The 11704-nt window shown below is 73.9% G+C and carries 10 protein-coding genes; 6 read left to right on the forward strand and 4 right to left on the reverse strand.

Features of this window, described 5'->3' with window-relative positions; all coding sequences use genetic code 11:
• The 4 genes from AE652_RS49140 to AE652_RS01810 form a co-directional block, all read left to right on the forward strand.
• A partial coding sequence (locus AE652_RS49140; protein WP_049649276.1) for a thioesterase domain-containing protein occupies positions 1–1648 on the forward strand: 1648 nt, incomplete at its 5' end.
• Complete coding sequence (locus AE652_RS01800; RefSeq protein ID WP_049649277.1) at positions 1642–2460, forward strand: ABC transporter permease; 819 nt, start codon at positions 1642–1644, stop codon at positions 2458–2460. The genes AE652_RS49140 and AE652_RS01800, both read left to right, overlap by 7 nt.
• Before the next feature lie 56 nt (positions 2461–2516).
• Positions 2517–3770 carry a cytochrome P450 gene (locus AE652_RS01805; protein WP_049649278.1) on the forward strand — a complete coding sequence of 418 codons (1254 nt, stop codon included), beginning with the start codon at positions 2517–2519 and terminating at the stop codon, positions 3768–3770.
• A gap of 96 nt (positions 3771–3866) precedes the next feature.
• Positions 3867–4808: an ATP-binding cassette domain-containing protein gene (locus AE652_RS01810; protein WP_049649279.1), complete on the forward strand. Its 942-nt coding sequence runs from the start codon at positions 3867–3869 to the stop codon at positions 4806–4808.
• A 17-nt stretch (positions 4809–4825) separates the two neighbouring features.
• On the opposite strand, the gene AE652_RS01815 is transcribed toward AE652_RS01810, so the two are convergent.
• The 3 genes from AE652_RS01815 to AE652_RS01825 form a co-directional block, all read right to left on the reverse strand.
• On the reverse strand, positions 4826–5824 hold the full coding sequence (locus tag AE652_RS01815; RefSeq protein ID WP_049649280.1) for a Gfo/Idh/MocA family protein: 999 nt from the start codon (positions 5822–5824) through the stop codon (positions 4826–4828).
• Between the two features lie 51 nt (positions 5825–5875).
• Positions 5876–8512 (reverse strand): hypothetical protein, encoded by a 2637-nt coding sequence (locus AE652_RS01820; protein WP_049649281.1) that lies wholly within the window; start codon positions 8510–8512, stop codon positions 5876–5878.
• A gap of 149 nt (positions 8513–8661) precedes the next feature.
• Entirely contained in the window at positions 8662–8856 is a 195-nt protein-coding gene (locus tag AE652_RS01825) for a hypothetical protein (RefSeq protein WP_049649282.1), read from the reverse strand.
• Between the two features lie 249 nt (positions 8857–9105).
• On the opposite strand from AE652_RS01825, the gene AE652_RS01830 reads away from it, so the two are divergent.
• Entirely contained in the window at positions 9106–9462 is a 357-nt protein-coding gene (locus AE652_RS01830; protein ID WP_049649283.1) for a hypothetical protein, read from the forward strand.
• A 142-nt stretch (positions 9463–9604) separates the two neighbouring features.
• Positions 9605–10033 (forward strand): hypothetical protein, encoded by a 429-nt coding sequence (locus AE652_RS01835; protein ID WP_049649284.1) that lies wholly within the window; start codon positions 9605–9607, stop codon positions 10031–10033.
• Positions 10034–10216: 183 nt separating this feature from the next.
• Here AE652_RS01835 and AE652_RS01840 read toward each other — a convergent pair.
• Positions 10217–11704, reverse strand: a 1488-nt coding sequence (locus AE652_RS01840; RefSeq protein WP_049649285.1) for a tannase/feruloyl esterase family alpha/beta hydrolase, incomplete at its 5' end; no start/stop codon positions are given.

Here is an 11704-nt window from a genome sequence, read left to right on the forward strand (position 1 = left end):
GCTGGCGGGCGACGGGGTCGTGACGCTGGGCCGCCCGATCCGCAACACCCGGGCGTACGTGCTGGACGACGGGCTGCGGCCGGTGCCCCCGGGTGTGGCCGGCGAGCTGTACCTGGCCGGTGCCGGACTCGCCCGCGGCTACGCCGGACGACCCGGCCTCACCGCCACCCGCTTCCTCGCCTGCCCGTTCGCACCCGGCGAGCGCATGTACCGCACCGGAGACCTCGTCCGCTGGACCCCCGACGGCCGACTCCTCTACCTCGGCCGCGCCGACACCCAGGTCAAGATCCGCGGCTTCCGCGTCGAGCCCGGCGAGATCGAAGCCGTCCTCACCACCCACCCCACCGTCCGCACCGCCGTCGCCGTCGCCCGTACCGACGGCCCCGCAGGCGCCACCCTCGTCGCCTACGTCACCCCCATCCCCGGCACCGCCCCCGACCCCGCCACCCTGCGCGACCACACCGCCGACCACCTGCCCGGGTACATGGTCCCCGGCGCGGTCGTGGTGCTCGACGAACTCCCGCTCAACCCCAACGGCAAGATCGACCGCAACCGCCTCCCCGCCCCCGACTTCACCCCCGCCGCCGCGCGCCGCCCCCGCAACCCCGTCGAGGAGGCCCTCGGCGCGCTCTTCGCCGAGGTCCTCGGCCTCCCCGAGGTCGGCATCGACGACAGCTTCTTCGACCTCGGCGGCCACTCGCTCCTGGCGGTCCGGCTGGTCGGCCGGGCCCAGTCGGCCGGCCTCCGGCTGGCGGTGGCGGACGTCGTCCTGCACCGCACCGTCGCGGAACTGGCCAAGCGGGCCCGCCCGACCGCCTCCGCCGAACAGTCCGCGGACGCGTTCGCGCCCGTCCTGCCGATCCGGCCGGACGGCGACGCGCCCCCGCTGTTCCTGGTGCACAGCGGACTCGGCTTCAGCCTGCCCTACCTGGGCCTGGCCCGGTACCTCGATCCGCGCTACCCGCTGTACGGCCTCCAGTCGCCCGCGCTGGACGCCGCCGCCCCGCTGCCCGAGTCCATCCGGTCGGTGGCCGAGGACTACGTCCGGACCATCCGGCGGCTGCGGCCGCACGGCCCGTACCGGCTGCTCGGCTGGTCCTACGGCGGCGTGCTCGCCCACGAGATCGCCGTCCGGCTCCAGGAGGCCGGCGAACAGGTCGACTTCCTGGCCGACCTGGACGGCTATCCCGGCCGCACCGGCCGCGACGAGAGCGGCCAGGACGACCGCGAACTCCTGCTGCGCGCCCTGGAGGCGCTCGGCCACCGGCGCGACGAGCTGGCCGGCCCCGGCCGCACCCGCGCCGCCCTGCTCGACCTGCTGCGGCGCGAGGCCGGCCCGCTGGCCGACCTCGACGAGGAGTCGCTGCTGCGGCTGCTGCGGCTGTCGCGCCACCACGGCGCGCTGATGGAGCGCTTCACCCCCGGCCGGTTCACCGGGGACCTCCACCTGTTCGCGGCCGCCGAGGAGTGGACCGCGGACCAACTCGCCGACCAGACCGGCCGATGGGAGCAGCACGTGAACGGACGGGTGGTCGTCCACCGGATCGCCGCCGGCCACGAGTACCTGATGCACGCCGGGCCGCAGGCCGTCATCGGACGGCTGGTCGACGCCGAGCTGCGCCGCCTGGACGGGAGCCCGGAATGCTGACCGCCGTCACCCCCCGCCCCCGCTCGGCGCCGCTCGCCCTGCTCCTCGAATCCGTCACCGTCGCCGGACGGCGCCTGCGGCGGCTGCGCCGGGCGCCCGGGCGGCTGATCGGCATCGTGATGAACCCGCTCATCTCGATGATCGTGCTCGGCTACCTGTTCCAGGGCTCGCTGTCCTTCTCCGGCCGCGGCAGCTACCAGGAGTACATCTTCGCGGGCGCGGCCGCCCAGGTCGGCCTGGCCGGGATCGGCCCGACCGCGGTCGCCGTCGCGGCGGACCTGCGCGGCGGCCTGGTCGACCGGTTCCGCAGCATGCCGATCTCCAGACCGGCCGTGCTGGTCGGCCACACCCTCGGCGACCTGGTCGTCGGGCTGATCGGCCTGGCCGTGGTCACGGCGGCCGGCCTGGCGTTCGGCTGGCGCCCGCACAGCGGCGTGCTGCCCTTCCTCGCCGGACTCGCACTGCTCACCGCCTTCATGTACGCGATGCTCTGGGTCGGCCTGATGCTCGGGATGTTCTCCCGCACCATGGAGACCATCAACGTCGTCGCCGGGCTGGTCACCGTCCTGCTGACCTTCCTCTCCAACGCCTTCCAGTCCGTCGACCGGCTGCCGGGCTGGCTGCGGCTGGTCGCCGAGTGGAACCCGGTCAGCGCCGTGGTGACGGCCCTGCGGCGGCTGTGGGGCAACCCGGACGCGGCCGGCAGCGCCGCCACCCCGAGCCTCTCGCTCACCATCGCCGCCTCTCTCGGGACCGTCTTCGTCGTCACCGTGCTGCTGAGCCTGCGCCGCTACCGGTCCGCGGTCTCCTGACCCCGCCGTCCCGGCGCCGTCCTCCTGACCCGCCCCCGTCACAGAAACGGCCGACCATGCCCCTCCAGCCCCCGACGGTCGACGGAGCCTCCCCGCCCGTCGACCTGGCCACCGTCGACCTCGCCACGATCGACCTCACCGACCCGCACACCTACCTCGACCTCGACGTCCGCGCGATGTGGGCCCGGTTCCGCGCCGAACAGCCCGTCCACCTGCACCCGGCGACCGACCAGGGCCCGCCGTTCTGGGCGGTCTCCCGCCACGCCGACGTGCTCGCCGTCTACCGCGACAACAAGCGGTTCACCTCCGAGCGCGGCAACGTGCTCGCCACCCTGCTGCAGGGCGAGGACTCCGCCTCCCGCCGGATGCTCGCCGTCACCGACGGGCCGCGGCACCGGGAGATCCGCAACCTGATGCTCCGGTCCTTCTCGCCCCGGGTGCTGGCCCCGGTGGTGGCCGGCGTGCACGAGCGGACCGCCGCGCTGCTCCAGGAGGGCCTGGCCCGCGGCTCCTTCGACTTCGTCACCGACCTCGCCGACCACATCCCGATCAACACCATCGGCGACCTGATGGGCGTCCCGGTCGAGGACCGCGAGCGCCTCGTCCACTGGAACACCCAGACCCTCTCCCGCACCAGCGCCGAGCACACCGCGACCGAGGAGTGGCTGGCCCGCAACGAGATCCTGCTCTACTTCTCCGACCTCGCCGCCAAGCGGCGCAAGCACCCCGGCGACGACGTGATCAGCGCCCTGGCGACCGGCACCGTCGACGGCGAGCCGCTCAGCCAGGAGGAGGTCGTCTTCAACTGCTACAGCCTGATCCTCGGCGGCGACGAGTCCAGCCGGATGTCCTCCATCGGCGCGCTCATCGCCCTCTCCCGACACCCCGAGCAGTGGCGGGCACTGAAGGACGGCTCGGTCGGGCTGGAGCCGGCCGTGGAGGAGGTCATGCGCTGGACCACCCCGGCCATGCACTTCGGCCGGCGCGCCCTGACCGACGTCGAACTCGGCGACCGGACGATCCGGGCCGGCGACGTCGTGACGCTCTGGAACAGCTCGGCCAACTTCGACGAGGAGGTCTTCGACCAGCCGAACCGCTTCGACCTGGCCCGCACCCCGAACAAGCACGTCGCCTTCGGCTACGGCCCGCACTTCTGCCTGGGCGCCTTCCTCGGCCGGACCCACGTCGAGGCGATGCTCGCCGCCCTGCGCGGCACCGTCGGCGGGATCGAGCTGCTCGGCGAACCGGTCCGGCTCTACTCCAACTTCGTCCACGGCTACAGCAGCCTCCCCGTCCGCCTCACCGCCTGACCCCCCCCCCTCCCTCCCCTCCCCTTTCTCCCCCCTTGCCCCTCCTCCCTTGCCCCTCTTGCCTCGCCCCTCCTCGCCACCGACCGGGAGCCCCACATGGACATGGCCATCCGCGCCGAGGGCCTGCACAAGCGCCACCGGGACGTCGTGGCGATCGCCGACATCCACCTCGGCGTCCGGACCGGCACCGTCCTCGGCCTGCTCGGACCGAACGGCGCCGGCAAGACGACCACCGTGCAGATCCTCACCACCCTCACCACCCCGGACGGCGGCCACGCCGAGGTGGCCGGCTACGACGTCGTCCGCCAACCGCACGAGGTCCGGCGCCGGATCGGACTGGCCGGCCAGTACACCGCCGTGGACGAGGTCCTGACCGGCCGCGAGAACCTCGTCCTGCTCGGCACCCTGCTCCACCTCGGCCGCCGCGAGGCCCGCCGCCGGGCCGACGAACTCCTGGAACGCTTCCGCCTCGCGGACGCCGCCCACCGCCCCGCCCGCGCCTACTCCGGCGGCATGCGCCGCCGCCTCGACCTCGCCAGCTGCCTGATCACCGCACCCCCGGTGCTCTTCCTCGACGAACCCACCACCGGCCTCGACCCGGTGAGCCGGATGGAACTCTGGGGCCAGGTCCGCGAACTCGTCGACGGCGGCACCACGGTGCTCCTCACCACCCAGTACCTGGAGGAGGCCGACTACCTGGCCGACCAGATCGTGGTCGTCGACTCCGGCCGCGTCATCGCCGACGGCACCCCCGACGAACTGAAGCGCAAGGTCGGCAGCGAATGGCTGGAGCTGACCGTCGCCTCCCCCGCCGACGTCACCCCGGCCCTCGCCGCCCTCCGCCCCGCCCTCACCGCCGAACCCACCGTCGACACCCAGAAGGGCCGGCTCTCCATCCCCCTCGACGACGGCCTCAACGACATCGCCACCGTCGCCGCCGTCCTGCGCCGCGCCGACATCCCCGTCGCCGACTTCACCATGCGCCGCCCCACCCTCGCCGACGTCTTCGCCCACCTCACCGGCCACCCCGCCCCCTGACCACCCCGCCTCGGGCACTACTCCGCCTCGGGCACCCCCCAGTGGATCTCACTGATCACCGCCGCCGCGTCGAAGCCGAGCACCGGGCCGGGCCGACCGGAGAGCAGTCCGGCGTAGAGCGGACGGTAGTGGGCGACCTTCCGCCCGGTCCTGCCGTCGTTGCCGAAGGCCGCCAGCAACTCGCCGCGCCGGGCGGCGAATCCGGTCATGGCGGTGTGGTCGATCCACACCTCCACCCCGGAGCGGCCGAGCACCAGGCTGCTCTCCTTGCTGCTGGAGCCGGTCAGCCAGCTGCTGCGCAGCCGGGCCGTACCCGCCTCGCCCCGGGAGCGGAACTCCACGACGCACCAGGCACTCGCGCCGCCGTCGGTCTGCCGCAGCGACGTGAGGCCGACGAGGTCGACGAAGCGGGTGAGCATGCTGAGCTGGTTCACCCCCGAGTCCGTCCAGCTGGAGACGTACGAGGCGAAGGCCTCCGGTCCGCGCAGGACGTACGGGTCGTAGAACGCCGAGGTGATGGTCGTGACCGGCCCCCAGTCCGGGTGCGCGGCGATCAGCTCCGCCGCCCAGTCGACCTCCGGGGAGAAGGCGAAGTGGTGTGCGGTGAAGACCCGGCCCCGTACGTCGGCCGTCCCGTCCAGCTCGCGCAGCGCGGCGAGGGAGGCGCGGTCGTGGACGAGCGGCTTCTCCACCAGGACCCTGGCCGTACTGCCCAGCAGGGCTTCGGTCACCAGCTCGGCGTGCGTCGGCGTCGGGGTGGCGAGGACCAGCAGGTCCGGCCGGTGCCCGGCGAGCGCGCTGCCCAGGTCGCCGTAGTGCGGCGGCTTCCCGCCCCGGAACACGACCGGCTCCACCGCCTTCGGGTCGACCGTGAACTCCAGCTCCACGTCCGGCCGTTCGGCGAGAACGGCGAGGTGGGTCCCGGCGATGACACCGAGCCCCACCAGCCCGACGCGCACCGGGTCCACGTGCGGCGAGTCGGTGTGCTCCGGGTCGGCGTGCTCCTGCTGGGTCATCTTCGCTCTTCCCCTCGTCCGTACCGGCCCCGCCCACCGGGGCCCCACGCCTCATCCTCGCGCGGCGACCTCCGCCCAGCGGCCCAACGACTCGGCCGGCCCGTCCACCCACTCGACCCGCGGGTCGTGCTCCGCGGCCTTCGGGACGCCCTCGAGCCAGCTGGTCACGATCGGGACCCAGTAGGTGTTGCCGCCCGACCTGCGGGTCCGCGCGTCGAGTTCGGCCCGGATCCGGAGGGCACCGTCCCGGTCGTCGCCGAGCACCCCGATCAGGATCTGGGCCACGTCGGCCAGGTTGTGGCCGCCGCGGTAGCCGATGCCGTCGGCGAGCTGCCGCGTGCTCCTGACCGCCTCCACGGCGGCCCCGGCCTCCCCGGCCACCGCGTGCGCGACCGCCTCGGCCGAGCGGATCTTGACCAGTTCGACCGGGTTGGGGACGAGATCGAGCAGGTCCCTCGCCCGGGCCGCCGCGTCCGCGACCGCCGCCGTGTCACCGGCCCAGCAGGCGGTCTGCGCCAGGTTGGCCAGCGCCTTCGCCTCCGCGGCGGCGAGGCCCTCCCGCCGGGCCAGGTCGATCGCCTCGACGTAGACGGCGGTCGCCTCGCCGAAGCGGGCGTTCACCCGCCAGATGTGCCCGATCAGCCGCAGCCGTTCGCCCTCGTCCTCCGGGCCCCGGCTGCGCTGCTCCCGGAGCGAGCCCAGCGCCGTGCCGAAACGCCCGTTGAGGTAGTCGAAGTCGCAGAGCCAGTAGCGGGCCGCCGCGTCGAACTCGCCGTCCAGCAGGCCGCGGTAGATCTCCGCGGCCTCGGTGTAGTCGCCGTGGTTGCGCAGGGCGTGGGCGAGGTGGATGCGCACCAGCTGCGCCGTCGGGCTGCCGGGCCGCACGCCCTCCCCGGCTCCGCCGAGCAGCTCGACCGCCTCCGCCGCACGGCCCGTGCGGCGCAGTTGGACGCCCCGTACGGCGGCGAGCACGGCCCGGTACTCCGGTGTCCCGGCCGGGTCGGCGGCGAGCCCGGCGCCCAGCTCCGCCCACTGGCCCGCCTCGACGAGGCGCTGGGTGGCGCGGGCCATCCAGTCCTCGAAGACCCCGTACGCCGCCGAGAGCTTGAGGCCGGTCTCGAGCGTCTGGGCGACGGCGACCCGCCCGGTGGACGGCCCGACGCGCCGGCCCAGCCAGGTGAGCAGCCGGGCGGCGACCTCGCTGCGGTCCCGGTCGGTCCAGCCGTCCGGGAGCGTCCGGTCGGCCTCGCCGATGGCGTGGCGCAGCGCCGCGTGCAGGGCGTACGGCAGGGCGTAGGCGTCGTCGTGGGTCAGGAACGGCCTGCGCAGGAACCGTGCCACGCTGCCGTTCGAGACGTGGGGCTGCCCGGCGCGCAGCAGTTCCGCCCCGACCCGGTCGATGAGCGCCGCGGTCCGGACGAGGTCGCGCTCCTCCCGGGGCAGGTCGCGGATCGACCGGGTGGCCACCGCGGTGAAGGTGCCGCCGAAGTCCGCCGGCGACGGCCGGCCGCCGCGGGCGAGGAGCGCGGCGAAGTGCGACACCGAGAGGTCCAGGTACAGCGGCAGCCCCTGGCCGCCCGCGATGATGCGCCGGCGGACCTCGGCGGGCATGACCGGCTCGCCGTCCCGGGTGAGCGCCTCGCTGAGGTAGCTGTCGGCGTCGGAGTCCGACAGGTAGCCCACGAGGTGTTGGCGGGGCTCCTCGGTGTCGTTGCTGTAGTGCAGGTTGGGCCAGCACTGCGGGCCGGTGAAGTCCAGCTCGCCGCCCGCACCCGCGTCGGCCCAGTCGACCCGGTTGCGACCGGTGATCACGAACAGCACGTTCGGCATCAGGTACGCGCACCGCTGGATCAGCCGCTCCAGCGTGCGGTCGGCACGGCCGTTGACCACCTCGAAGGTGTCGAGGAACACGCACACGGTGGGCCGCCGGTCCGGCCGGCCCCGGGGCGGCAGCCGGTCCAGGTCCCAGGCCAGCAGGTACGGGAAGTAGGAGAGCGTCTCGTAGTCGGCGTCGGCCTCGACCAGTTCGGCGAACAGCTCGCAGTCGGCCAGCAGCCGCCCCTCGCGGACCCGGTCCCGCACGGCGCGGTAGGTGGCGAGGGCCGCCCGGTGCGCCAGTCCGGTCAGACCGCCGAGGCCGGCCGGGTCGAGGTCCTGCACGGTCTGGGCGATCTGGTCGCCGAGGCCGATGCCCCGGGAGGCCCGGCGCAGGGCCGGTGAGGCGTCGAGGAAGTCCTGGAGGGCCTCGCCGGGATGCGCGCGGGCCCAGTACGAGGCGAGCGCCAGGTCGAAGGCCTGCCACCGGCTGCCCAACTGGCCCAGCCCGGCCCGCAGGCGCAGCAGCAGGCCCTCGATGTCGCAGGCGCCGTCCTCGGCGAGGTCGACGCGGACGGCCACCACGTCGTCGCGCCCCTCGGCGGTCGCGGCCGCGAGCAGCCTGCGCTCCAGCTCGTGGGAGAGCGTCGACTTGCCTATCCCGCCGACCCCGTAGAGCGTCAGGACGTTCCGGCGCCCCTGTGCCCGGTCCACGACCGGCGACACCTCGGCCTCCTCCAGCGTCCGCCCCAGGCGCTCCACCGACCGCTCGAAGGCGGCCACCTCGTCGACCCGGTTGGTGAAGACCTGTTGCGCCGTCACGGTCGACGACAGCCCGCTCATGAACGCGGCCCGCAGGTTCACCCGTGCCATCCCGCCTCCTCCTCCGCGGCGCCCCGGGAGGAGACACGTCCGCATCGGCCCGGGTACGCGACCTGAGATACTGTCAGTTCCCCGCGAGATCCCACAAGGCGCCACCGGCGCGTCGGGCTACGGGAAGTCGGGGCTACGGGGCTGCGGAGCTACGGGGCCAGGTCGACGGCCAGGCAGTTGTAGAAGGTCCAGGAGCGCTCGGGGTCGTGGGCGGTGTTCGCCGCGCCGCCCGGGCCGGTTGCCGCCTCCTCGGTCATGTCCTCGAAGCGGATGCGCTCGGGAAGGGTTCCGTAGCGTGCGTGCCGCGCTTCGGCGGCGGGATCGACTGCGGGCCGCTCGGCCATGGCCACTCTCCTCATCGGCGATCGCGGGCGGCGCCTTCGCGGCGCCGGAGGCGGCTTTCAGGGTGCATTCCACGCCGTCACCTGTCAAGGCGGTGATGAGAACGTGCCCATCACTCCCACCTGCGCGCTTGGCCGATTCTGCCCTCGCGGCGCTTTGTTGAAGATGCAATGATCTTCCCTCGAACCGGAACCGCCCGACGAGCCACCGGCCGATCCGGCAGTTCCCTCCCACCCGAGAAGGCGGATCGCATGTTCACACCCGAGACGAAACTCCGCGGCGCAGCCGTCACCGCCGCCCTGGCCGCGACCCTGGTCGGCCTCGGCGCCGGGACGGCCGGCGCCGCGGGCTGGCCGCCCCTGCAGCCGGGCGCGCGCCTCTACTCCTCCACCTACGGGCAGGGGTTCGCCACCACCGTCGACCTCGCCGACCTCGGCACCTGCCACACCCTGTGGCCCGGCGCCCGCTCGGTGCAGATCGCCAACGGGGGCGCCACGCTGGCGCTGTACGCCGAGGCCGACTGCAACGGCCCCGGGTGGCTCAGCGGAACGCTGGCCCAGGCCAACCTCCCGCGGACCGCCCTGAGCTACCGGGTCCTCCAGGCGTAACACCTCCCGGCGCGGCGCCCTCCCCCTCGGGCGCCGCGCCCACGCATGTCCTCATTTCGTCACCCCTTTGACAGGTGACGCAGGCGCGTGGAAACCTGTCGTCACCGGCTGGAGCAGTTACTTACCGATGAGGACACCCACCATGGCAGTCGTACGCTTCCATCTCGTCTCCACGCTCGGCACGGAGGACGTCCTGGCGGTGCTGACCGACTTCGGCCCCTCCCGCGCCGAGGCCTGGCCGACGATCGACGCCGAACACTTCGAGGTCCACGCACTCGGCGACACCTGGGCCGAGGTCACCGAGGGAACCGCCGCCGCCTGGGAGCGCGCCCGCTACGAGTGGGAGCCGGGCGGCCGCACCGTCACCGTCACCACCCTCGACTCCAAGCTCTTCGGCCCGGGCGGCGGCTGGGTCTTCCGGATGACCCCCGAGGGCGACGGAACCCGGGTCGACGTCCAGCTGACGCGGCAGCCGAGCACCCTCAAGGGCAGGATGCTCGCCGCGCTGCTCCCCGTCGCCGCTCCGCCGGCCCTGCGCAAGTCCTTCGCGGGGCCGCTGCGGGTCCGGTGATCCACCGCACGGACTGATCCACCCCCGAAAGGGGCCGACAGCACCCGCTGTCGGCCCCTTCGCCGTCCCCCGCCCGCCCCGCGCGCGACGCACGAAGGCCCGGCCCGCGCCGTCGGGTGCGGGCCGGGCCGGGGCGGCACCGGAGGGAACCGGCACTGGGAGAGGATCGGCGCCGGGCAGGGATCAGTGCCGGGAAGGGAGGACGCAGCGGAAGCTGGAGGCGGCGGCCAGGTCGCCGTGGCCCCGGTAGCGGGACACCTCGGGGTAGCGGCACAGGTCGCGGTCGACGCTCCGCCCGGTGGCGTCGAGCAGCGTGGCGGGCAGTGTCCGCGGCGCCTTGCCCTGCTCGACCCAGGCCGTCAGGGCGGCGAGGTCGTCGGTCGTGCCGCCGCCCTTGTTGAGGCCGCAGTGGGCCGCGCCCGGGGCGAGGAAGAGCCGGTAGAAGTCGTCGACCCGCTTGCCGCCGCCCATCGTCCGCTCGACCTGCCGGCGGTAGTCGACGGTGCCCTGGGCGGGGATGAACTGGTCGGCCTGGCCGTGCCAGGTCAGGAGTTTGCCGCCGGCGTCGCGGAAGGCGGACAGGTCGGGGTCGTCGGTGCCGATGATCCGGCCGTACTCGGTCCGCGACTGCTCGAACAGCCGGGTGAACTGGTCGTAGGTGATCGTCGAGACGTCGAACGAGGGCTGCTTCTTCAGCCAGTTCGTGACCCAGAGCCGGGGCACCGGGAACGGCGCGCCCCGCACCTGGCCGTCCGCGTCGGGCGCGGTGGTGCCGGCCAGCCCCGCCAGGTCGGCACCGACCGGGACGCCGGACCAGAGCCTGCGGCCCGAGGCGGTGCGCGGACCGTCCCAGATCTTGCGGACGACGGCGGCGTCGGCGGCCGTGATGGTCAGCTCCTTCCCGTCGCAGACCACCGTGGTGCCGATCAGCCGACGCGGGTCGAAGTCGCACCGCGACGCGTCGTTGACCAGCTTGTCCTCGGCTCCGTCGAGCGGGTCGCAGGCCGCGACGGCGGCGTCCGTGAAGGCCTTGAACGCGCAGGCGGACGGGTAGGTCCTCTCGTTGTTCATGACCACCTGCGGCCACAGGGTGGCGACTTCGAACTCGTCCCAGCTGACGGCGGGCGCGTTGGCGAGGATGCCGTCGAAGTCGTCGGGGTAGCGCTGGGCCTCCAGGTAACCCTGGCGCCCGCCGGTGGAGCACCCATTGAAGTAGGAGTAGGAGGCCGGACTGCCGAAGTGCGTGGCGACCACCTGCTTGCCGACGATCGCCGCCTCGTGCTGGGAGCGGGACGCGAGGTTGTTCAGCAGCGCGGTGTCGACCTCGCCCTTCGCGTTCAGCGCCCAGCCGGCGTCCACGGCATCGGCGAGCCCGCCGTCGGTGGTGGTCGCGGCGTAGCCGTTCTTGACCGCGGTGCCCATCCCGACGCCGTTGTCCCCGGCGGCGAAGGCGCTTCCGCCGAGCGCCTGGAAGCGGCCGTTCCAGCCGCTGACGGGCAGCCAGGTCCGCACCCTCGCATGGTCGTTGTCGCCCGGGTGGGTCAGGGTGACGGTCACCTCGCAGAAGGCGGGAACACCGGTGACCGTGCCGCCCACCACCCCGGTTCCGTCGATGGTCCCGCCCTCCCGGCGGGCCGCCGTCACGGACTCCACCGCCGTACCGGCGGGGGC

The organism is Kitasatospora sp. MY 5-36 (assembly GCF_001182915.1).
Lineage (GTDB): Bacteria > Actinomycetota > Actinomycetes > Streptomycetales > Streptomycetaceae > Kitasatospora.